The following is a 21,553-nucleotide window of genomic DNA, read 5'->3' as shown; positions in this document are numbered from 1 at the left end:
TGTGGCGCACGCGTGACGCCGGGGCTGGGGCCGAGATTGTCAAATTTACCATGCCAGATCCCCGAACGTTGTAGCACCCTGCTATTTTCGTTCAATTACGTTTTGTAGGACTATTGCCCGTGGTCACTACCTGCTAGACTTCCGAAGCTGCATCCCTCAATGCAACTAGATTGCCATAAAAGAACAATAGGGATGCAAGGCGGCATGATCCGCCAACAAGAAAAACCTAGGGGAAGTCCTTCATGACAGTAAAGCAGGTCCGTCCGGCACAGAAGCTGCTGGCCGTCGCAGTATCGGGTATTGCCTGGGGCCTGGGCTGTGCCCCCGCCGTCCAGGCGCAGGAAACGCCAGCCATCCAGGAACAGAACAACGCCGTCCCGGAAGTCGTGGTCACGGCGCAGCGCACCGTCTCCACCGCCTCGCGCACCCCGGTCGCCATGAGCGTGCTCCAGGGTGAGCAGCTGCGCGAACTCGGCGCCGACAATCCGGCATCGCTGGGCGCGCGCCTGCCCAACGTGCACGTCGACCAGGCCTTCTCGGGCCTGCGCGTGACCATCCGCGGCATCAGCAACAACGACACCACCGACAAGGGCGACCCGTCGGCCGCCTTCATGCAGGACGGCGTGTACATCGCGCGCCCCGCCGGCCAGACCGCCAATTTCCTCGACGTCGACCGCATCGAAGTGCTGCGCGGACCGCAGGGCACCCTGTATGGCCGCAACACCACGGCCGGCCTGGTGAACGTGATCTCGAACGCACCGACCGCCCAGCTGGAAGGCCGCGTCGCTCTCGAGGCGGGCAGCTACGGCAACCGCAAGCTCGAAGGCGTGGTCAACGTTCCGGTGAACGATGCCCTGGCCCTGCGCGCCGCCGTTAGCACCCGCAAGCAGGATCCCTTCCTGCGCAACGGCCAGGGCACGCGCTTCAAGCCCGGCATGGACCGCGACGACCGCGATGCGCGCCTGAGCGCCAGGCTGGCGCTCGGCCGCGATGCCGCGCTGCTGCTGCGTTACGACCATAGCGAAGCCACCAACAACAACGACCGCTTCGTCCCGGACACCAATTTCTACACCGGCGTCGCCGCCGGCGCCCCAAGCTGGCGCGACACTTCTACCGACGAACGCCTGAGCATGGGCTTTCGCCCGGCGAACATCGCACCGGTGCAAGGCATGCAGGACCGCCGCGCGCGCGGCCTGCTGGCCGACCTGAGCTGGAACCTGGGCCCGGCCACCCTCTACTACCTCGGTTCGCGCCGCGAACTCGACCAGCAGATGGTGAACAACTATTATTACCGGATCTCCCCGGCCATCGCGCTCGGCGTGATCAACAGCTACGATGGGGCCAACACCCAGGATTCGCACGAGCTGCGCCTGGCCACCCACGGCAGCGGTCCGCTCAGCGCCCAGGGCGGCCTGTATTACTTCAGCGAAGAATCCGACACCCGCTACGCCTTCCAGGGCCTGCGCCCGGTCGGCCTGCCGCCGTATTACGCCTTCCCGCTGGTGACCGAGGCCGCCAGCCGCGCTGTGTTCGGGCAAGTCACCTGGCGCGCCGGCGAGAGCCTGCGCCTGAGCGCCGGCGCGCGCCGCACCCTCGACCACAAGTGGCGTGTCGGTTCGACCGACTTCCAGCAGGGCCCAAGCTTCAATCCGGCCACCGACCGCCGCCTGCTGAACGCCGCCGACCTGTCGACTGCGCGCACCACCTGGCGCCTGGGCGCGGAATTCGACCTCGCCCCATCCACCCTGGCCTACCTGAGCCTGGCGACCGGCTACAAGGCCGGGGCCTTCAACGACGGTTGCGTGGCCGGCACCTCCGCCCTCGGCATCCCCTGCCCGGCAGCCGCCGCGGTCACGCCCGAGTTCCTGTATTACCAGCCGGAAGAACTGCGTGCCTGGGAAGCCGGGCTGAAGTCGCGCCTGCTCGGCGGCCGCCTGACGGTCAATGCCAGCGCCTTCCACTACAACTACACCAACCTGCAGCTCACCGGCAATGCGATCGTCGCCGGCGCCCCGCGTCTGCTGACCCGCAACGCCGGCGCCGCGCGCAGCCGCGGCATCGAGCTCGATGGCGAGCTGCGCGTCGGCAGCGGCGGCCGCCTCCAGTACGGCCTGACCCTGCTCGACGCCCGTTACGTCAGCTACATGGCGACGCCGACCGTGTCCTGGGCCGGGCGCAAGCTGGACCGGGCGCCGAGCCATGTGTTCACGCTCGGCTACCAGCAGCGCTTCCCCCTGGCCGGCGGCCAGCTCACCGGCGGTCTGTTCGCACGCGCCAGCGGCGAGTACGTGCTGGCGGTCCCGAGCCAGCTCCTGACCTACCGCGTGCCGTCGCATACCAGCACCGACGCCACGCTGGCGTGGGGGCCGGCGGGCAGCAGCTGGAGCATTCTGGCGCGCGTGCGCAATATCGAGAACAAGGTGCGGCCGTCGATCATCGACAGCTTCGGCATGACCACGCCGACCGCGCCGCGCACCGCCGACCTGCGTCTCGACCTGCGTTTCTGAGGAAAGGCCGGACACCCGTCCGGCTTTTTTTTTTCGTGAACCACTCGCTGGAGCCTGAATGAAGCGCAACGCTGTGCACCCGATGTCCTCCCCGCTGCGCGCCGGCATGGCCGGTGCGACCGTCCTGCTCCGCGCCGCCTGCGTGGCCTGGCGCAGCCTCATGCTGCTCGCCATCGCGGCGCTGCCGGCCCTGGTGCTGGTGCTGTTTTCCCAGGGTGTCCACGCAGCGGGGAGCGAAGCGCTGGTGCTCGGGCCGCACACGCGCAGCATCGATACCTGGTCCGCCACCACGGTGCTGGTCGACGAGGGCGGCAAGCTCGACGCCGCCGCGGCGCTCGCCGTTACCGGCCGTTACGCCCGGCCGGACACCGCGCGCGGCGTCCTCGCGCTGATCCAGGATCCGCACTGGGTGCGCATCCCCTTGCGGGTAGAAGCTGGCGCGCCGCACGACTGGGTGGTGCAGATCGACTTCGGCATCCTCGACCAGGTCGAGTTCTACCTGGAAGACGGCGGCCGCCTGCGCAAGCTCGCCAGCAGCGGACGCCGCCTGGCCGAGGATGGCGCACTCAAGGGCCGGGTCCCTGCCGTCGCCCTCAGGCTCGAGCCGGGCGCCGACTACACGCTGCTGGTGCGGGTGTTCGCCAGAGGGCCGCGCGTGGCCCCGATCAGCATCATGCAGCCGGACGCCTACCAGCGCGCCGCGCTCGGCGAGCAGATGCTGCAGGGCCTGCTGCTCGGCATCGCCCTCTGCCTGATCGCCTACAGCCTCGGTCAATGGTTCGCCCTGCGCGAGCCGCTGTATGGCAAATACGCGATGTACGTGGGCGGCCTGACCCTGTATGGCCTGGTCTGGTTCGGCCTGGGCGAGCAATTCCTGTGGCGCGGCCATGAGTGGTTCAGCAAGCACGTGATGGGGCTGTCGTCGCAGATCGCCTCGGCCGGCGCCTACCTGTTCGTCGAACAGATCCTGGCGCGCCCGGGCATGGACCGGCGCTTCAGCCGCATCATGAAGGGCGGCGCCGCATTGTGCATCCTGGCCGGCGTGCTGTGGTGCCTGGGCCTGCTCGACCACCGGATCCTGATCGTGTTCACCATGACGGTCGGCGCCGCGCCGATGTTCATCGGCCTGCCCGGCGCCTGGCGCCGCATGCGCGCCGGCGACGAGATCGGATTCTACTTCCTGTTCAGCTGGCTCTTCAGCGCCGGCGGCGCCGTGGTGCAGGCCCAGCTGGCGGCGGGCGTCCTGCCGGCCAACTTCTGGACCCTGCACTCGCTGCAACTGGGCGTCACCATCGACATGCTGATGTTCATGCGCATGATCAGCCTGCGCAGCAAGGCGACCCAGCAGGCCATGCTGCGCGCCGAAGCGGAAGCGCGCATGAAATCGGAGTTCCTGGCCAACATGAGCCATGAGATCCGCACCCCGATGAACGCCATCATCGGCATGAGCCGCCTGGCCCTGATGGGCGAGGCGCCGCCCAGGCTGCGCAACTACCTGTCCAGGATCCTGGGCGCCGGCGAACACCTGCTGGGTTTGATCAACGACATCCTCGACCACGCCAGGATGGAAGCCGGCAAGCTGGCGATCGAGAAGCTGCCCTTCGACCTGAACGAGATGCTCGAGCACCTGGCGAGCGTCATCAGCATCAAGAGCGACGCCAAGGGCGTGGAACTGGTCTATCGGGTCGGCGCCGGGGTGCCGCAGCAGCTGGTGGGCGACCCGCTGCGCCTGGGACAGGTGCTGGTCAACCTTGCCGGCAACGCCGTCAAGTTCACCGAGCGCGGCGAAATCGTCGTGGCGGTCGAACTGCTGGAGCGCCACGACGGCAGCGTGACGCTCGAATTCTCGGTGACCGACACCGGCATCGGCATGAGCCCGGAGCAGATCGGGCGCCTGTTCCAGTCCTTCACCCAGGCCGACAGTTCGACCACCCGCAAGTACGGCGGCAGCGGCCTGGGCCTGTCGATTTCGCGCCAGCTGGTCGAGCTGATGGGCGGCCGCATCGCCGCCGCCAGCACGCCGGGCGCCGGCAGCCGCTTCGCCTTCACGGCGCCGCTCGGCCTCGCCGAAGGCCAGGGTGCCGTGGCCGCGCGCCCTGCCTCACTGTCGAGCGTGCGTGCGCTGGTGGTGGACGACAGCGCCACCGCGCGCGCCGCGCTGGCCGAAATGCTGGGCAGCCTGGGCGTGCGCGCCGACACCGTGGCCTCGGGCGACGCATGCCTGGCCGCGCTGGCGCAGGCCGAGGATGCCGGCCTGCCGTACGGCGTGGTCCTGATGGACTACCTGATGCCGGGCCTGAACGGCGTCGAGACGATCCGCCGCATCCACCAGGGCGGTCGCGGCGCCGGCGCCACCCCGCCCCCGGCCATCCTGATGGTCTCGGTGTGCACCCGCGACACCGTGCTGGAACAGGAAGGCGAGCTGGCGGTCGACGCCTTCCTGCACAAGCCGGTCGGCCCGGCGCTGCTGTACCACAGCCTGCTGCAGGCGCTGCACCCGCAGCTCGGCCTGCCGGATACGGGCGCCGTCGCCGCACCAGGCATCCCTTCGCTGGCCGAGCTCCCGCGCCTGGACGGCGCCCGCATCCTGCTGGCCGAGGACAATGCCAACAACCGCGAGGTGGCCCTGGACTTCATGGCCGCGGCGCGCATGCAGGTGGACGTCGCCTTCAATGGCGTGGACGCGGTACGCATGGCCTTGGAGGGCGACTACGACCTGGTGCTGATGGACATCCAGATGCCGGGACTCGACGGCCTGGACGCGACCCGCGCCATCCGCCAGTCCCCGCGCATGCGTGACCTGCCGATCGTGGCGATGACTGCACACGCCCTCCCCGGCGACCGCGTGAAGAGCCTGGAAGCCGGCATGAACGACCACGTCACCAAGCCGATCGATCCCGACCTGCTGTTCTGCACCCTGCTCAAATGGATCGATCCGGCGCGCCTGGCCGGCCGCCCGCTGCCGCTCCAGGCTGCCGCACAGGCCGGGCTGGAAGCGGCCGAGGACGCGGCGGCGCTGGCGGCCCTGCCCGCCGTGCCGGGACTGGACTGGCGCCAGGCGCTCGACAAGGTCGATGGCCAGCGCGGCCGCCTGGAAAAGCGCGCCAGCAGCTTCGTGCGCGAGTACGCCGACGCCCCGCGCATGCTGCGCGAAGCGCTCGGCGCCAGCGACCACCAGGGCCTGCAGTCGCTCGCCCACAACCTGAAGTCGAGCGCCGCCTATGTCGGCGCCTTCGAGCTGGCAGCGGCCGCGCATCGCCTCGAGCAGGACCTGCGCAGCGGCCAGGCCGGGCGCCTCGCGGTCCAGGTCCCGGGCCTGGTGAACGCGGCGGAAACCGTGCTGGCGGCCCTGGCCCGGCTGGCCGAGGCGGCGCAGCCGAGGGCAGCCGATCCGGCCAGGCCGCCGGCGCGGCCGGCGCTAACCGCGCTGGTGCTGCGCCTGCGGCTGCTGCTGGAGGCCGACGATGCCCGCGCCGAGGACGCGCTGGGCGAACTCGAGCTCCTCCTCGCTGGCGGCGCCCACGGCGACATCCTGGCCAGGCTGCGGCGCGCGGTGCAGGACCTGGAATACGAGGCCGCCCTGGCGCCCCTGGCACAACTGCTTGCCGGCCTTGAACTGAACATGGAGGACGCGGCATGAACGGCGTGGAGATGCAGAAGGTGCTGGTCGCCGACGACGACGCGGTCAACCGCGACGTGCTGGGCGAGCTCCTCAAGCCCGAGTACACCGTGCTGCTCGCGAAGAACGGCGCGCAGACCCTGGAGCGCGCGATGCGCCACCTGCCCGATTTGATCCTGCTCGACGTCCTGATGCCGGACATGGACGGCTACGAGGTGCTGCGCCGGCTGCGCGCCGACCCGCTGACCGAACACATCGCCGTGATCTTCATCTCCGGCCTGGACCGGCCGGAAGACGAAGCCAACGGCCTCAAGATGGGCGCCGCGGACTACATCACCAAGCCCTTCAACCAGACCGTGGTGATGGCGCGCGTGGCCCTGCACCTGCAGGTGGTGCGCCAGCGCCGGATGCTGGAGCGGCTCGCGAACATCGACGGCCTGACCGAGCTGGCCAACCGGCGCCGCTTTGACGAGGTCTTCGCGCTCGAATGGCAGCGTGCGCGCAGGTCCGGCCGGCCGCTGTCCCTGGCCCTGCTGGACGTCGACGCCTTCAAGCAGTACAACGACCGCTACGGCCACCCGGCCGGCGACCGTGCGCTGCGCGCCGTGGCGCGGCTGGCTGCCGCTGCGACGCGCCGGCCGGCCGACCTGGCGGCGCGTTACGGCGGCGAGGAGCTGGTCCTGCTGCTGCCCGAAACCGGCGCGGCCGAGGCATGCCAGCTGGTGTCGCAGATGCTGCTTGCCGTGGCCGCCCTGTCGATCGCACACGAAACATCCGGCGTGGCGCCGGTGCTGACCGCCAGCGCCGGCGGCGCCACCCTCGAGCCCAGTGGCACCGAGACCGCATCAGGTCTGTTCGACGCCGCCGACGCCGAGCTGTACCGCGCCAAGCAGGCCGGCCGCAACCGCGTCATCTGGCGCGAGGCCGCACCCGGCGGCGTGCCCTACCCGCTCCATCGCCACCCGCTGTAAGGCCACTTGCCAACAATCTCCGCTCGACCCTTCGCACGTTCATCTTCATGCAAGCTGCATACCGCACACTCATCTTCCTGCTGGCGCTGTTGTTCTCCGCGCTGGCGGCGCTCCCCGCGAACGCGGCCACGGTGCTGCTCACGCGCGACCTCGCGCGCGCCGAGGCCTGGCCGGCGCTCACCATCCTGCGCGATCCCGGCGGCAAACTGAGCGCTGCGGACGCGCTGGCGCGCGGCAAGGAATTCGAAGCGCCGCGCACCGCCTACGGCACCCTCGGGATGCAGCCCGGCGCGACCTGGGTGCGCATCCCGCTAAGGGTCGCGCCGGACGCTGGCGATGGCTGGGTCATGCAGGTCGACTTCGCCCTGCTGGACGAGGTCGACGTCCACCTGGCGGGGCCGCAGGGATTGCGCCACGTGGCCAGCATGGGCCGGATGCAGCAAGCCGCCGGCGACAGCCTGAAGGGCCGGGTCCCGAGCGCGGTGCTGCGCCTGGCTCCCGGAAACGAATACACCGTACTGCTGCGGGTCGCCTCGCAAGGCCCGAAGATCCTGCCGATCAGCTTCATGCAGCCGCATGCCATGCTGTCCGACGCGCTCGGCGAGCAGATCCTGCAGGGCTTGCTGCACGGGCTGCGCATCACCCTGTTCGTGTATGCCATCGCCCAGTGGCTGTCGCTGCGCGAGCCCCTGTTCGGCAAGTACGCCCTGCAGGCGGGCGGCGTGACCGTCTATTCGGCGTGCTGGTTCGGCACCGCCGGCCAGTACCTCTGGCCCGGGAACGCCTGGATGCTGGAGCACGGCGCCGGCATCGCGTCCATCCTCGCATCCTGCGGCGCCTACCTGTTCGTCGAGCAGTCGCTGGCCCGCCCCGGACAGGACCGCATCTTCAGCCGGCTGATGAAAACGCTCGCCGGCCTGTGCCTGGTCACGGCCGCCGGCTTCGCACTGGGCCTGATCGACCATGAACGCCTGGTCCTGATCGTCGGCACCCTCGGCATCCTGCCGATGCTGTGCGGCCTGCCCGGCGCCCTGCGCCGGGCCCGCGCCGGGGACCCGGTCGGCGGCTACTTCCTGGTCGGCTGGGGCGTCGCCTTCGTGGCCGCCTTCGTCACCGCGCAGCTCATCAACGGCAAGCTGCCGGCCAACTTCTGGACCATGCACGCCCTGGTGTTCGGCAGCACCTTCGACATGCTGGTGTTCATGCGCATCCTCGGCCTGCGCACCAAGGCCATGCAGACCGCGATGCTGCGCGCCGAGGAAAGCACCCGCATGAAGTCGGAGTTCCTAGCCAACATGAGCCACGAGATCCGCACCCCCATGAACGCCATCATCGGCATGAGCCGCCTGGCCCTGATGCGCGATCCTTCCCCGGCCCTGCGCAACTACCTGGACAAGATCCTGGGCGCGAGCGAGCACCTGATGGGCATCATCAACGACATCCTCGACTTCTCGCGCATCGAGGCCGGCAAGCTGGCGATCGAAAAGGTGCCTTTCGCGCTCGACGACATGCTCGACCAGCTGGCCAGCCTGACCGACGTGAAACTGGAGTCCAAGGGCATCGAGCTGGTGTTCCGGGTCGGCCCCGGGGTGCCGCAGCAGCTGGTGGGCGACCCGCTGCGCCTGGGCCAGGTCCTGATCAACCTGGCCGGCAACGCGGTGAAATTCACCGAACGGGGCGAGATCGTGGTGGGGGTCGAGGTCTTGAAAAGCGACGCGCAGGGCGTGACCCTGGCATTTTCCGTCACCGATACCGGCATCGGCATGACGCCGGAACAAACCATGCGCCTGTTCCAGTCCTTCAGCCAGGCCGACAGCTCGACCACCCGCAAGTACGGCGGCACCGGCCTGGGCCTGTCGATCTCGCGCCGGCTGGTCGAGCTGATGGGCGGCGAGATCACGGTCAGCAGCACGCCGCAGGTCGGCAGCTGCTTCCGCTTCACGCTGCCCCTGGACCTGCCCGCGGACCCGGCAGGAACGAACGCGCCGCGCCCGGTCCTGCTGGCGGACATGCGCGCCCTGGTGGTGGACGACAGCGCCAGCGCACGCTCCGCCCTGGCCGAGATGCTCGGCGCCCTCGGCGTGCGCGCCGACACCGCGGCGTCGGGCGAGGAAGCACTGGCCCTGCTGGCGCGCGCCGCGCAGGACGACCGGGCCTACCGTGTCGTGCTGATGGACTACCGGATGCCGGGCCTGGACGGAGTCGAGACCATCCGCCGCATGCGCACGGATGCGCCGTCCGCGCAACTGCCGGCGATCCTGATGATCTCGGCCACTACCCGCGAAGCGGTCATGGAGGAACAGGGCGCCCTGCCGGTCGACGCCTTCCTCCACAAGCCGGTCGGGCCGGCGCTGCTGTACCACAGCCTGCTGCAGGTGCTGGATCCGCAGCCTGGAGCCGGCCCGGTCCAGGGCCGGACGCAGGTCATGGCCGAGCTGCCGCGCCTGGACGGCGCACGCATCCTGCTGGCCGAGGACAATGCCAACAACCGCGAGGTCGCGCTCGACTTCATGGCCGCCGCGCGCATGCAGGTGGATGTCGCCTTCAACGGCGTCGACGCCGTGCGCATGGCGCTGGCGGGCGACTATGACCTGGTGCTGATGGACATCCAGATGCCCGAGATGGACGGCCTGGGAGCCGCGCGCGAGATCCGCAGCCATGCGCGCCTGCGCGAGCTGCCGATCGTGGCCATGACCGCGCATGCGCTGCCTAGCGACCGCGCGCTGAGCCGCTCGGCCGGCATGAACGACCACGTCACCAAGCCGATCGATCCGGACCTGCTGTTCTGCACCCTGCTGAAGTGGATCGATCCGAGTCGGCTGCAGGGCCGGCCGCTGTCCCTTCCGGCAGCCCTTGCACCCTTGCCGCCCCACATGCCGCTGACGGAACCGGCCTTGCCGGCCCTTCCCGGCATCGACTGGCGCCTGGCGCTGGAAAGCGTCGGGGGCAGCCGCAGCCGCCTGCAGAAACGGGCCGGCAGCTTCGTGCGCGAATACGGCACGGCGCCCGCCATCCTGCGCGAGTCGCTGGAGCTGGGCGACTACCCGCGCCTGCAGTCGCTGGCGCACAACCTCAAGTCGGGCGCGGCCTATGTGGGCGCGCTCGACCTGGCCGGTAGCGCCAGCCGCCTGGAACAGGACCTGCGCAGCGGCCAGCTCGAGCGCATCGGGGTGCAGGTGCCGGCACTGGTGGCCGCGACCGAAGCGGTGCTGGCCGGCCTGGCCCCGGTGGCGTCGGCCGCCCTGCCCGGGCCCGCCGGTCCGGCCGCCCTTGCCGCCGTACTCGGCCGCCTGGAAGCCTACCTGCGCAGCGACGATGCCCGCGCCGAGGATGCGCTGGGCGAGCTCGAATCCTTGCTGGCCGCGAACGGCCGCGCGGCGCCGCTTGCCGAGGCGCTGGCCGCGCTGCGGCGTGCGGTGGCGGAGCTCGAGTATGCGGCCGCGCTGGCGCCGCTCGATGTGCTGGCGGCGCAACTGGCGCCGGACGCGGCCTGATGGCGAGGGTGGCTCAGCCGCGGCAGACCAGGCCGAAGCGGGTCGCCTCGCAGCCGCGCTTGAGGCAGGCGGTGGCGTGATAACCAGCCGCGCGGCATAAACGCAGGGTTTCGGCCAGCGGGCTTTCCGGATCGGGCTGTTCGGCAGACACGGTGCGCGTGGGCGGGGCCGGCGCCGGGGCCGCTACCCGTTCGCGCGCCGGCTTGGGCGGCTGCTTTTTCGGTTCCGGACGTGTCGGTTTTGCGGAAGCCGCGGCCGCAACGCGGCGTTCCTGTACGCGCTTGGCCGCCGGCTTTGGCGCAGGCGGCTTGGCGACGGCTTTCGGGGGCGCGGCGGGCGGCGCGACCGCTGCCGGCGCTGAGCTTTCAATCTCTGCGCTGCCCGACGCCGCGGCCACCGGCACATTGTCGACCAGGTCGGCAGGTGGCGGCGCCGCTTCGACCGGCGCCGTGGCCACCGGCGCCGGCGTCAACAATCTCAGCGGCGGACGGGCGTCGGCTTCCGGTTCGGAGGCGGGAGCCGCAGCCGGCACCGCCGGCGGCGCCGGATTCTCCTGGGCCGGCGTGTGGTCGGCCACGACCGCCAGCGTCGATTCCACGCGGGTTTCCTGCACCATCCACGCCGCCGTACCGGCCACCGCCACGACCGCGGCCAGGCCGACGGTCCAGCCCAGGGCCTTGCGGCCCCAGCGCTCGGTCCAGGGCGGCGGTTCCGGCTGCAGCGGTATCGACCAGTCCGGCTCGCGGCTGGAGAAAGAGGCGAACTCGGGCGAAACGCGCGGGGCGGCCCGCGGTGGCTCCGGTGCACCCGACGGCGCCATGCTGGGTTCGACACGGGGCGGCACGAAGGTCGGCGCCGGCGCCGCTTGGGGCGGCGGCGGCGCAGGTGCTTCGACTGGCGCACGGCTGCGCCAGACGCCGCCGCGCTGGCGAACGGGGGTCTCCGGCGCGCCGGCCGGCGCTGGGGCATGGGGTGGCGCGACCTCGGCCTGTGGCTGCGGCGCCGGCGGCGGCGCAGCCTGGACGCGGCGCACTGGGCGTACCGGCACAGCGGACTGGCTGTCGCCGAAGTCTTCCAACAATCGGTTCTTCATGGGCGGGACCTGCTTGCGAACAGGTCGAGTGTAGCCGAATCACCGGAATCCTGCGTGCTGCGGTGCGGCATGCGCACCACAACCGGCCTGCATGCCGCTCAGGCCTTGGCCGGCCGGTGCGTGACGACGCGGTAGATGTACCAGGCCAGCAGGATGCCGAAAATACCCTTCGACACCGGATCGACGTACTTGCCCACCTGTTCGTAATTGCTTTCAAGCAGGAAGCCGGCCCCGGTCAGGATCCCCGTCCAGGCCAGCGAACCAATCGTCGAATACAGCAGAAACTGGGCCCAGGACATGCACGCCAGCCCGGCCGGCACCGAGATCAGGGTGCGGATCGCCGGGATCAGGCGCCCGAACAGCACCACCGAGCGGCCGTGGCGATCAAACGCGGCGATCGCCTTGTCGATGTCTTCGCTGCCGACCGTCATCCAGCGCGCGTGCCGGTCGGCGAAGGCCTTCAGGCGTTCCTTGCCGTACTTGCGTGCGCCCCAGTACCAGGGCAAGGCCCCGGCGATCGAGCCCGCCGTGCCCGCGACCAGTACGCCGACCAAGTTGAGGTCGCCACGTGCGACGACGAAGCCGGCAAAGGGCATGATCAGCTCGGACGGAATCGGTGGAAAGATGTTTTCGAGGGCCATCAGCAGGAAAACGCCGATGTAGCCGCTCTTCTCCAGGAAGCTGGTGATGAATTCGAACATGGTGGATCGCTGGTTGAAAGGACGGATTCCACACTAGCATGTTGTCAAGAACACTAGCGCTCGCCTGTGGCCGGACGGCGTATGTGGCGCCTGGCACGCCACTCCGTTACCATGCAAAGATTCCCTCTTGGAATTCCGACAACAGGACAAAGGACCGCAATTGCTGAAGCTCAGCCTGGACGCACTCGAAATCGTCGAAACCATTGCCCGCAAGGGCTCGTTCGCTGGCGCCGCGAAAGAACTGTTCCGCGTCCCCTCCACCATCTCCTACACGGTCGCGAAACTCGAAGAAGACCTGGGCGTGCGCCTGTTCGACCGCTTCGGCCCGAAAGTGGCCCTGACGGCGGCCGGCAAGGAGTTGCTCAAGGAAGGCCGCTACCTGCTGCGCGCGGCGGGCGACCTGGAGTCGCGCGTGCGCCGGGTTGCCTCCGGCTGGGAGACCGAGCTGACGATCGGCATGGATTCGATGCTCGCGCCAAGCGGCCTGCAGCCCGACATCGAAGCCTTCTACGAAGTGGCCGACCAGACCCGGCTGCGCCTGGTGAGCGAGGTACTGTCCGGCACCTGGGACGCCCTGCTCGACCGCCGGGTCGACCTGCTGGTCGGCGCGGCCGGCGAAGGCCCCTCGGGTGGCGGCTACACCGCCGAGCCCCTGGGCGCCAGCCGCTTCGTGTTCGCGGTGGCGCCCGGCCACCCGCTGGCCGCCATCGATCGCCCGCTGGAAAAGGCCGACCTGCTGGACTACCGCGCGGTCGCGGTCTCGGATTCGGCGCGCCAGCTCGGTCCGCGCACGGTGGGTCTGCTGTTCGGCCAGGACATGCTGGCGGTGCCGGACATGGAGACCAAGTTCGCCTTCCAGCTGCGCGGCATCGGCTTCGGCTTCCTGCCCGAGTCCTGGGCCCGGCCCGCGATCGAGGCCGGCCTGCTGGTGGAAAAGGAGGTGGTCGAGCCCAAGCCGGACGAGACCTTCTACCTGGCCTGGCGCAGCGGCGAGGAAGGCGCGGCGCTGGCCTGGTGGCTCAAGCGCATGCGCGAGCAGTCACCCTTCGCGCGCCTGATCGCGCGCCACTGCCACGAGGCGCACCTGAAGGTTCAGCTCGAGGATCAGGCCGGCCGAACGAAATAGACGAAGGTGCTCTTCGGGTACAGGTGGCGGTAGACCGGGCGCGCCAGCGTCTTGAGCGCCGACTTCGGTTCCACCCAGCCGCTGCTGGCGTTGTACAGCTTGCGCAGCGATGGACGCAGCGGCACCAGGCCGGCTTCGCGGCCCAGCGCGATCAAGGAATCGTAGGTGAAGGCATTGATGTGCTCGAAGGGGGCGATGGCCATGATGTCGTCCGGACTCAAGGCCCCGAAGTCCCTGGCGCCAAGCAGCTTGCGGATTGACTTCGCGGAGTTCGGTACGCTCAGCTTCACCAGGCCGCCCGGCCGCAGTGCGCCGGCAAGCGTTTTCAGCGTGTCGCCGGGCTCGAGCAGGTGCTCGAAGACCTGTTCCGTATTAATGAAATGAAATTCGTCGCGCGGCAGCGCGCCGGCATCGACCACCGGGATGCCGACCGACTTCGCATAATCGATCCGCACCTGCGACAGCTCGGCGCCGCACACGTCGACCCCGTAGGCGCCGGCCATCTTCGCCCACTCGGCCCAGCCGAAGCCGAAATCGAGGGCCTTGATGCTGCCCGGACGCACGCGGAAATGGTCGAGCATGAACTGCACCTGCTCGGCCAGGTAGCGGTAGTCGTCCAGGCCCCAGCGCGCCGCCACCGCTTCGCGTTCGGTGGCCGGCAACCAGCGGTCGTAGATTTCCTCGAGCAGTTCGGGCGCCGGCACCTGGGCCTGGAAAGCCAGGCCGCAGTGTTCGCACTGGGCCAGCTCGTAGTCGTAGCCGGTGAACTCGCGCTCGACCCGGCGCCCGTAGTGGTCCCGCATGTAGCGGCTGATGCCGGGGCTGTCCAGGGGTTCGCGGTACAGCGTGCGGGTGGACGTATGCCGGCAACCGGGACATTGCCCGCGCTTGAACAGCAGGGGATGGGATGAATCAGGCATGGCGGCCTCCGCAGTCGATACAGGGTTACTGCTGACAAGCGGATGGTATGCCAATGGCCCGCGCCCTGCCATGGCGCGTCAATCGTGCGCGGGTAATTCAGGCCGCCTGGGTCTCGATGCGGATGGCGCCCGACAGGGTCTTGTGCACGGGGCACTTGTTGGCGATGTCGGTCAGGCGCTGGCGCTCCTCGGGCCCGAGCGCGCCCACGTACTCGATGTGGCGCTGGAAGGCGTAGCCGCCGTCCAGCGGACCGTGGGTGATGCGCACCCGCACGTCCTCCAGCGCCAGCCCCTTGCGGCGGGCATACATCGTCACCGTCAGCGTGGTGCAGGCCGCCAGCGCCGCGGCCAGCAGGTCGTGCGGCTCGGCGCCGCTGTCTTCGCCGCCGAAGGCTTCCGGCGCGTCGCTCAGCAGCTGGTGCCTGCCGATCGTGATCACCTGCTGCAGCTTGCCCTCGCCTTTTTGTGCAGTCACTTCCATCGCATTCCCCCGTCTCGTGAATGGCGCGGGCGGTCCCGCGCCTTGTTGCTCAGTTGGGCAGATCGAACACCAGGATCTCGGCCGCCTCGGCCTGCTCGAGCCGCACGGCATCCTCGTCGGTAATCTTGAGCGCGTCGCCGCCCTGCAGTTGCACGCCGTTGACCGTGGCGCGGCCGCGGATCACGTGGACGTAGGCCTGGCGTCCGGCAGCCAGCGCGTGGCTCAGCGCATCGCCGCCGTTCATGATCGTGGCGTAGATCGAGGCATCCTGGCGCATCGACACCGAACCTTCACGGCCGTCGTTCGAGGCGATCAGGCGCAGGCGGCCCTGCTTCGAGGCGGCGTCGAAATGCTTCTCCTCGTAGCCCGGCGGCTCGTCGGTGGTGTTCGGCTCGATCCAGATCTGCAGGAAATGCACGCCCTCATCCTTCGAGTGGTTGTACTCGCTGTGGACCACGCCGCTGCCTGCGCTCATGCGCTGCACGTCGCCGTAGCGCAGCACCGAACCGTTGCCCATGCTGTCCTTGTGCTCCAGCGCGCCTTCCAGCACATAGGAGATGATTTCCATGTTGCGGTGGCCGTGCGAGTCGAAACCGCGGCCCGGGGAGACGTGGTCCTCGTTGATGACGCGCAGCGGACCGAAACCCATGTGTTTCAGGTCGTAGTAGTGGCCAAACGAGAAGCTGTGCTGGGATTTGAGCCAGCCGAAGCTGGCGGCGCCGCGTTCATTGCTTTTACGTACGTTCAACATGGTGTTCTCCTTGTGTATTGGGTGAGCATCGAAGGCCTTGATCATCGGCGTTGTGCTTCCTGTAAGCCGTTGCGCCGCTGCCGTTCGATGCGATGGAGCCATTATGCGCGCCCGGATCGGGATTGAAAAACGAGTAATTTACCGCCGAATCATCGAAATTTTCGAACCTCTCTGGCGGGCGTGCTCCCCGTGTTCTCCCCATATGGTCTAATCGCAGGAGAACAAGCCCTGGAGCCGACGATGCAGACTGCCCGCCCCGACCCGAACACGCTGGACGAAGCCACGCTCGCCTTCGTGCGGTCCGTTTTCCAGCACGCGCGCGCCGGCGAAACCGAGGCGCTGGCCACGCTGCTGGCGCAGGGCCTGCCGCCAAACCTGCGCAACGAACGCGGCGACAGCCTCTTGATGCTGGCCTGCTACCATGGCCACGTCGACACGGCGCTTGTCCTGCTCGAGCACGGCGCCGACCCGGAACTGATGAACGACGCCGGCCAGACACCGCTCGCCGGCGCCGCCTTCAAGGGCGACCTGGCGGTGGCTACCCTGCTGCTGGACCATGGCGCGAGTGTTGCCAGCGCCGGCCCGAACGGCAAGAACGCCCTGATGTTCGCCGCCATGTTCAACCGCACCGAGATCGCCCGCCTGCTGCTGGCGCGCGGCGCCGATCCGCATGCGCTGGACGCCGACGGCCTCAGCGCGCTGGCGGCGGCGCAGCGCATGGGCGCGCAGGATACGGCAGCCCTGCTGGCCGGCCTCGGCTGAGCATCCATCGCGCGTTCATTTGCCTGCGGCAAGATTGCAAACTGGCTTTGGTTCTGGCGTAATACATTCAAGGAGCCCATCGGTTCAGCAAAGCAGAGACAAATGGAACGACCCCGTATTCCGCTGGATGAAGCCCAACGCCTGGCCGCCCTCCACGCCACCAGGCTGCTCGGCAGCGCGCCCGAAGAGACCTTCGACCGCATCACCCGCACCGCCGCGCGCCTGCTGGGCGTGCCGATCGCCCTGGTGTCCCTGATCGACAAGGACCGCCAGTGGTTCAAGTCACGCACCGGCCTGGATGCCTGCGAAACCCCGCGCGACATCTCCTTCTGCGGCCACGCCATCCTCAGCGACGAACCGCTGGTGGTGCCGGACGCGGCCCAGGACGCGCGCTTCGTCGACAATCCGCTGGTTACCGGCGACATGCACCTGCGCTTCTACGCCGGCGTGCAGCTATATTCGGTGGACCGCAAGAAGATCGGCACCCTGTGCGTGATCGACAGCAGGCCGCGCCAGCTCGGTCCCGGCGAGCTCGACGCCCTGCGCGACCTGGCCCGCATGGTCGAGCAGCTGGTCTACCACCGCCAGCTGGCGATGGCGGCGCAATCCCTGAGCGAGCGCCTGCAGGACTGCGCGCCGGCCCCGGGAGGCTCCCCGGCCTCGGGCGAACTGGCCTGGCTGGTCGCGCACGACCTGCTCACCGGGCTGCCGAACCGCCAGGCGATGCTGCGCGCCATCCAGGGCAGCATCGCCGGCTGGCGCGCCGACGGCACGCCGGCCCTGGTCGCCTGCATCAACGTCGATCGCTTCAAGCGCTTCAACGAGACCCTCGGCCACCGCGCCGGCGACGAAATCCTGGTGGGCCTCGCCACCAGCCTGCAGGCCCTGCTGCGCGAAGGCGACATGCTGGCGCGCGCCGGCAGCGACGAGTTCCTGCTCCTGCTGCATGCGCGCGGCGAGCACCCGGAACCGGAACGCGCGTTCGACCGCATCATGGCGGCGGCCAACCGCGCCATCCCGACGCCGGACGGTGAAATCGCCCTCACCTGCAGCATCGGCACCACCCTGCTGCCGCAGGACGGCGACGACGCCGACGCCCTGCTCAACAACGCCGTCACTGCGATGCGCCATGCCAAGGCACAGGGCCGCGGGGAAATCGTCCGCTTCACCCCGGAGCTGCGCACCGAGCACGGCCGCCGCCTCACCCTGGAGAGCCACTTACGGCGCGCCATCGCCCAGGACGAGCTGTTCCTGCAGTATCAGCCCAAGGTCGACCTGCGCAGCGGCGGCCTGGCCGGCTTCGAGGCCCTGGTGCGCTGGCGCCACCCGGAATACGGCGTCATTCCGCCCGACGAGTTCATCCCGATCGCCGAGGAGAGCGGCATGATCGTCCCGATCGGCGAGTGGGTGCTGCGCAGTGCGGTGGGGCAGCTGGCCGCCTGGCGCGCCCAAGGCTTGCCGCTGGCGCCGGTGGCGGTCAACCTGTCGGCGCGCCAGTTCCTGCAAAGCGACGTGATCGCCATGGTGGGCGAACTGCTGGAGCAATCGGGCCTCGCGCCCGGACTGCTGGAACTGGAGCTGACCGAAAGCGTATCAATGGCCGACCCGGAACGCAGCGTGGTCGTGATGCGCGGGCTGGGCGATCTCGGCGTCATGCTGAGCATCGACGATTTCGGCACCGGCTATTCGAGTTTCGGCTACCTGCGCCGCCTGCCGCTCGACAAGCTCAAGATCGACAAGTCCTTTGTGCAGGACATGGCGCACAGCGCCGAGTCGTCCGCCATCGTGCAGGCGATCGTCGCCATGGCGCACCGCCTGCAGCTGGCGGTGATCGCCGAAGGCGTCGAGACGGCGGACCAGGTGGCGGCCCTGCGCAAGGCCGATTGCGACCAGATCCAGGGCTACTATTACTCGCGGCCGCTGGCGGTCGAAGATTGCGCGGCCTTCATTCGCCAGTATGCGGCCGAGCCGGCCGGCGGATCGTCTGTTTCGGCAAAGGCGTGAGCGGCGGGCTTGCCGATATAATCCCACGCTTGCGTAACCACACCGAAGGATGACGATGAAAGCACTGCCCCTGTTCCTGTCCCTGGCATTGAGCTCGCATGCCGCGTTGGCCGACGATGCCGGCATCTTGAAATGCCGCACACTGACCGACACCGGCGCCCGCCTGGCCTGCTACGACGCCATCCAGGTCGGCGCCCGCCCGCAGGTGGCGACCGCCGCGGCCGCGCCGGCGCGCAGCAAGGAGGAGAACTTCGGCATCGAAGCGAAGAAGCAGCGCGAAGCGGAACCGCAGTCGATCACCTCGACCATTGCCGGCGACTTCCAGGGCTGGGGACCGTCCTCGCAGATCCGCCTCGCCAATGGCCAGGTGTGGCGCATCATCGACGGTAGCGAAGCCGTGCTGGCGCCGATGCGCAACCCGAAGGTCACGATCGAACGAAACATGTTCGGTACCCTGTTCCTGAGGGTCGACGGGACTAACAGTTCCGCAAAAGTGCGCCGGGTCCAGTAAGCACGCGCACCATGTAGCGCGCCTCGCCCGGATAGCTGGCCAGGGCGGCGCGCGCCGTATCGCAGGACGTCGCCTCGGCTTGGTAGCCGAGCGCTCCCCAGAAGCCGGCGGTATCCTGCACCGACACCAGCGCCGAGGACGTGAAACCGCGCTCGCGCGCCTGCGCCAGCAGGTGCTCCACCAGCCTGCGCGCCAGCCCGCGGCCATGCGCACGCGGCGCCACCGCCAGGTCGTGCAGGTAGAGCGTGTCGGCTTCCACGGCGGGTTCGAAGGGCGCGCCGAGCGGCGTTACCTTGCCCAGCCTGCTCGGGTAGGCGAACAGGTAGGCGCAGATCCCCTCCCCATCCTCCGCGACGATGCAGCTTTCCCTGGCCGCGCCCATGCGCGCCAGGACCACCTCGTCCGCTTCCTGCATCGACGGCGGGTAGCAGGCCGCCTGCACGGCGAGGAGGATATCGAGGTCGGCCGGGCGCATGGCGCGGATTCCATGGTGATATGCGGACTGCATGATTCTGGCGAGATAAAAACGCGGGATGGTAGCACGCTGCCGGCTTCCTCGTCGTTCGTCGCACCGCCATCGTCGTTCGTCGCGCCGCACTTTCACGCCGGGATCGGCTTTCCTAGACTTGCCACATTGCCTTATATTGAACAGCAAGGAGAACGACATGTGGCGCAAGATCATCGACTGGTACGAGGAGCTCGAACGTGAACACCTGGCCATCCTGGAGCGGCCGGAGCTGGCTGCGCAGGTGGCGCCCGGCTACCGGCGCAAGATGGCGGACAGCCTGGCGACGATGTCGCCGATCGAGCGCCAGCAATTGCGTGAGTTCTCGCTGACCTACCGCGGCCGGCGCTTCTGGCTGGCGATCGCCAAGTTCGCCCTCGCCTTCACCTGCATCGGCCTCCTGATGGAATTGGCGCTCGACAAGGGTAGCTGGATTGCGCCGGTGGTCGTCGCCAACCTGCTGGGGTTCGGCTTGCTGATGGGCGGGGTCGGCGTCTGGTTCAACGCCACCCAGTCGTTCAAGAATACCCGCAGGTTCGTCGTCGGGATGCTCCTCGGCGTACTGGGCGCCTTCGTCGGCATCGTGCTCGGCGACGGGCGCCCGCTGGTGGAGCAGATGCCCAAGCTCATGCGCATGATTCCCTTCGTGGCCCTGATCGGCGCCCTGGCCGCCGTCCCCTTGATCGTCCTGGCGCTCTACCGCCGCCGCCAGAATGCCGCGCTGATGGCGCAGCTGCAACGCGATGCCGAGCGCGAGCGCCTGGCGCGCGAGCTGAGCGAATCGCAGCTGCGCATGCTGCGCGCCCAGATCGAACCGCACTTCCTGTTCAACACGCTCGGGGCGGTGCAGCAGCTGGCGGCGGACGGCGCCCCGCGCGCCGCCGCGCTCACGGCCGACCTGATCGCCTTCCTGCGCGCCAGCTTCAGTGACATGCGCTGCGAGCAGGTCAGCCTGAAGTGCGAATTCGCCACCATCGAATCCTACCTGCGCGTGATGCAGGCCCGCATGGGTGCGCGCCTGCGCTTCGAGATGTCGCTCCCCGATGCGCTGGCGTCAAACGAGGTCCCGAGCATGATCGTCCTGACCCTGGTCGAGAACGCGATCAAGCACGGCATCGAGCCCTCGCTGCGCGGCGGCGAGATCCACGTCGGCGCCGCGGCGCAGGATGCCGGCATCCGCATCTGGGTGCGCGACAGCGGTGTCGGCATGAGCGACACACCCGGCAATGGCGCGGGCCTCGACAACGTGCGGCGGCGCCTGCAGCTGGCCTACGGCGACGCGGCGCGCCTGGTGCTGCGCGAAGCCGAGCCGGGCCTGAGCGCGGAGCTGCATGTGCCGGCGAAGAAGGAGGCGGCATGACGCGCGTCCTGATCGCCGAAGACGAACCGCTGATGCGCGAACGCCTGGCCGGCATGCTGGCCACCTGCTGGCCCGAGGCCGAGGTGGTGCTGCAGGCCGAGAACGGCAACGACGCCTGGGATGGATACCTCGAGCACGAGCCCGAGGTCGTGTTCCTGGACATCCGCATGCCCGGCCTGTCCGGTCTGGAAGTGGCCGAGCGCATCGGCGACAGCGCCCACGTCGTGTTCGTCACGGCCTACGACCAGTACGCCGTCGAGGCCTTTGACGCCGGCGCGGTCGACTACCTGCTCAAGCCGGTGCAGCTCGACCGGATGGAGCGCGCGTTGGCGCGCATCCGGTCGAAACTCAGCACGCCGCCGGCCGACCTGGGCGAGCTGCTGCGCCACCTGAAGACCGCCTTGCCCGGCGCGCGCACCGAGAAGATGAAGTGGATCAAGGCCACCGTCGGCAAGCAGATCCGCCTGATCGACGTCGACGAGGTGCTGTTCTTCCAGTCCGACAGCAAGTACACGCGGGTGGTGCTCTCCGGTTCCGAAGCGCTGGTGCGGATTCCGCTGAAGGACCTGCTGGGAGGGCTGGACCGCGACCGCTTCTGGCAGATTCACCGCGCCACCCTGGTCAATGTCGGCGCCATCGCGGCGGTCGAACGGCTGGACGCAGAACGCATGCAGGTGCTGCTGCGCGGCTGCAGCGAGAAACTGGCGGTGAGCCGGACGTTCACCCACCTGTTCCGTGATTGAGAACC

16 protein-coding genes are annotated in these 21,553 nt (G+C 69.1%); 10 read left to right on the top strand and 6 right to left on the bottom strand.

Annotated features, from left to right (window positions below):
- Window positions 1-242: 242 nt before the first annotated feature.
- The 4 genes from ACK6C6_RS10310 to ACK6C6_RS10295 are packed head-to-tail and all read left to right on the top strand — an operon-like array spanning window position 243 to window position 10,591.
- Window positions 243-2,507: a TonB-dependent receptor gene (locus tag ACK6C6_RS10310; protein ID WP_409267211.1), complete on the top strand. Its 2,265-nt coding sequence runs from the start codon at window positions 243-245 to the stop codon at window positions 2,505-2,507.
- Window positions 2,508-2,565: 58 nt separating this feature from the next.
- On the top strand, window positions 2,566-6,147 hold the full coding sequence (locus ACK6C6_RS10305; protein WP_409267210.1) for a response regulator: 3,582 nt from the start codon (window positions 2,566-2,568) through the stop codon (window positions 6,145-6,147).
- Window positions 6,144-7,097 carry a diguanylate cyclase gene (locus ACK6C6_RS10300; protein ID WP_409267209.1) on the top strand — a complete coding sequence of 318 codons (954 nt, stop codon included), beginning with the start codon at window positions 6,144-6,146 and terminating at the stop codon, window positions 7,095-7,097. Before ACK6C6_RS10305 ends, ACK6C6_RS10300 begins: the two co-directional genes overlap by 4 nt.
- 47 nt (window positions 7,098-7,144) lie before the next feature.
- Window positions 7,145-10,591, top strand: a complete 3,447-nt coding sequence (locus ACK6C6_RS10295; RefSeq protein WP_409267208.1) for a response regulator — start codon at window positions 7,145-7,147, stop codon at window positions 10,589-10,591.
- A 13-nt stretch (window positions 10,592-10,604) separates the two neighbouring features.
- Here the strand turns inward: ACK6C6_RS10295 and ACK6C6_RS10290 are convergent, their stop codons facing one another.
- Window positions 10,605-11,684, bottom strand: a complete 1,080-nt coding sequence (locus ACK6C6_RS10290) for a hypothetical protein (protein WP_409267207.1) — start codon at window positions 11,682-11,684, stop codon at window positions 10,605-10,607.
- 98 nt (window positions 11,685-11,782) lie between these two features.
- On the bottom strand, window positions 11,783-12,385 hold the full coding sequence (locus ACK6C6_RS10285) for a DedA family protein (protein ID WP_209586543.1): 603 nt from the start codon (window positions 12,383-12,385) through the stop codon (window positions 11,783-11,785).
- Between the two features lie 160 nt (window positions 12,386-12,545).
- On the opposite strand from ACK6C6_RS10285, the gene ACK6C6_RS10280 reads away from it, so the two are divergent.
- Window positions 12,546-13,511, top strand: coding sequence for a LysR substrate-binding domain-containing protein (locus ACK6C6_RS10280; protein ID WP_209586542.1), 966 nt, complete (start codon window positions 12,546-12,548; stop codon window positions 13,509-13,511).
- Here ACK6C6_RS10280 and ACK6C6_RS10275 read toward each other — a convergent pair.
- From ACK6C6_RS10275 to ACK6C6_RS10265, 3 genes are all read right to left on the bottom strand, one after another.
- Window positions 13,490-14,431, bottom strand: coding sequence for a class I SAM-dependent methyltransferase (locus ACK6C6_RS10275; RefSeq protein WP_409267206.1), 942 nt, complete (start codon window positions 14,429-14,431; stop codon window positions 13,490-13,492). The genes ACK6C6_RS10280 and ACK6C6_RS10275 overlap by 22 nt on opposite strands.
- Window positions 14,432-14,528: 97 nt before the next feature.
- Window positions 14,529-14,912: an OsmC family protein gene (locus ACK6C6_RS10270; protein WP_409267205.1), complete on the bottom strand. Its 384-nt coding sequence runs from the start codon at window positions 14,910-14,912 to the stop codon at window positions 14,529-14,531.
- Between the two features lie 49 nt (window positions 14,913-14,961).
- On the bottom strand, window positions 14,962-15,663 hold the full coding sequence (locus tag ACK6C6_RS10265) for a pirin family protein (RefSeq protein WP_027863964.1): 702 nt from the start codon (window positions 15,661-15,663) through the stop codon (window positions 14,962-14,964).
- A 240-nt stretch (window positions 15,664-15,903) separates the two neighbouring features.
- Here ACK6C6_RS10265 and ACK6C6_RS10260 point away from each other — a divergent pair, with 240 nt between their 5' ends.
- From ACK6C6_RS10260 to ACK6C6_RS10250, 3 genes are all read left to right on the top strand, one after another.
- Window positions 15,904-16,425: an ankyrin repeat domain-containing protein gene (locus ACK6C6_RS10260; RefSeq protein WP_409267204.1), complete on the top strand. Its 522-nt coding sequence runs from the start codon at window positions 15,904-15,906 to the stop codon at window positions 16,423-16,425.
- 102 nt (window positions 16,426-16,527) lie between these two features.
- Complete coding sequence (locus ACK6C6_RS10255; protein ID WP_409267203.1) at window positions 16,528-18,429, top strand: putative bifunctional diguanylate cyclase/phosphodiesterase; 1,902 nt, start codon at window positions 16,528-16,530, stop codon at window positions 18,427-18,429.
- A 55-nt stretch (window positions 18,430-18,484) separates the two neighbouring features.
- Entirely contained in the window at window positions 18,485-18,940 is a 456-nt protein-coding gene (locus tag ACK6C6_RS10250) for a hypothetical protein (protein ID WP_292041227.1), read from the top strand.
- Here the strand turns inward: ACK6C6_RS10250 and ACK6C6_RS10245 are convergent.
- Window positions 18,906-19,448: a GNAT family N-acetyltransferase gene (locus ACK6C6_RS10245; RefSeq protein WP_409267202.1), complete on the bottom strand. Its 543-nt coding sequence runs from the start codon at window positions 19,446-19,448 to the stop codon at window positions 18,906-18,908. The genes ACK6C6_RS10250 and ACK6C6_RS10245 overlap by 35 nt on opposite strands.
- Window positions 19,449-19,605: 157 nt before the next feature.
- Between ACK6C6_RS10245 and ACK6C6_RS10240 the strand changes: the two genes are divergently transcribed.
- Together ACK6C6_RS10240 and ACK6C6_RS10235 are read left to right on the top strand one after the other, a co-directional pair.
- Window positions 19,606-20,805, top strand: a complete 1,200-nt coding sequence (locus ACK6C6_RS10240; protein ID WP_409267201.1) for a sensor histidine kinase — start codon at window positions 19,606-19,608, stop codon at window positions 20,803-20,805.
- Window positions 20,802-21,548, top strand: coding sequence for a LytTR family DNA-binding domain-containing protein (locus ACK6C6_RS10235; RefSeq protein WP_027863960.1), 747 nt, complete (start codon window positions 20,802-20,804; stop codon window positions 21,546-21,548). The genes ACK6C6_RS10240 and ACK6C6_RS10235 overlap by 4 nt, the downstream gene beginning before the upstream one ends.
- The last annotated feature ends 5 nt before the right edge of the window (window positions 21,549-21,553 follow it).

The sequence above is a fragment of the Massilia sp. BHUDP2 genome (assembly GCF_046236355.1).
GTDB classification, from domain to species: Bacteria; Pseudomonadota; Gammaproteobacteria; order Burkholderiales; family Burkholderiaceae_D; genus Telluria; species Telluria varians.
Note: the sequence above shows the minus strand (reverse complement) of the source record. Positions and strands in the feature narration are given on the sequence as shown.

What these genes read in the sequence shown, in the direction of transcription:
- ACK6C6_RS10310 (WP_409267211.1), top strand. Translation starts at nt 243, where the DNA reads ATGACAGTAAAGCAGGTCCGTCCGGCACAGAAGCTGCTGGCCGTCGCA.
- ACK6C6_RS10305 (WP_409267210.1), top strand. Translation starts at nt 2,566, where the DNA reads ATGAAGCGCAACGCTGTGCACCCGATGTCCTCCCCGCTGCGCGCCGGC.
- ACK6C6_RS10300 (WP_409267209.1), top strand. Translation starts at nt 6,144, where the DNA reads ATGAACGGCGTGGAGATGCAGAAGGTGCTGGTCGCCGACGACGACGCG.
- ACK6C6_RS10295 (WP_409267208.1), top strand. Translation starts at nt 7,145, where the DNA reads ATGCAAGCTGCATACCGCACACTCATCTTCCTGCTGGCGCTGTTGTTC.
- ACK6C6_RS10290 (WP_409267207.1), bottom strand. Translation starts at nt 11,684, where the DNA reads ATGAAGAACCGATTGTTGGAAGACTTCGGCGACAGCCAGTCCGCTGTG.
- ACK6C6_RS10285 (WP_209586543.1), bottom strand. Translation starts at nt 12,385, where the DNA reads ATGTTCGAATTCATCACCAGCTTCCTGGAGAAGAGCGGCTACATCGGC.
- ACK6C6_RS10275 (WP_409267206.1), bottom strand. Translation starts at nt 14,431, where the DNA reads ATGCCTGATTCATCCCATCCCCTGCTGTTCAAGCGCGGGCAATGTCCC.
- ACK6C6_RS10270 (WP_409267205.1), bottom strand. Translation starts at nt 14,912, where the DNA reads ATGGAAGTGACTGCACAAAAAGGCGAGGGCAAGCTGCAGCAGGTGATC.
- ACK6C6_RS10265 (WP_027863964.1), bottom strand. Translation starts at nt 15,663, where the DNA reads ATGTTGAACGTACGTAAAAGCAATGAACGCGGCGCCGCCAGCTTCGGC.
- ACK6C6_RS10260 (WP_409267204.1), top strand. Translation starts at nt 15,904, where the DNA reads ATGCAGACTGCCCGCCCCGACCCGAACACGCTGGACGAAGCCACGCTC.
- ACK6C6_RS10255 (WP_409267203.1), top strand. Translation starts at nt 16,528, where the DNA reads ATGGAACGACCCCGTATTCCGCTGGATGAAGCCCAACGCCTGGCCGCC.
- ACK6C6_RS10250 (WP_292041227.1), top strand. Translation starts at nt 18,485, where the DNA reads ATGAAAGCACTGCCCCTGTTCCTGTCCCTGGCATTGAGCTCGCATGCC.
- ACK6C6_RS10245 (WP_409267202.1), bottom strand. Translation starts at nt 19,448, where the DNA reads ATGCAGTCCGCATATCACCATGGAATCCGCGCCATGCGCCCGGCCGAC.
- ACK6C6_RS10240 (WP_409267201.1), top strand. Translation starts at nt 19,606, where the DNA reads ATGTGGCGCAAGATCATCGACTGGTACGAGGAGCTCGAACGTGAACAC.
- ACK6C6_RS10235 (WP_027863960.1), top strand. Translation starts at nt 20,802, where the DNA reads ATGACGCGCGTCCTGATCGCCGAAGACGAACCGCTGATGCGCGAACGC.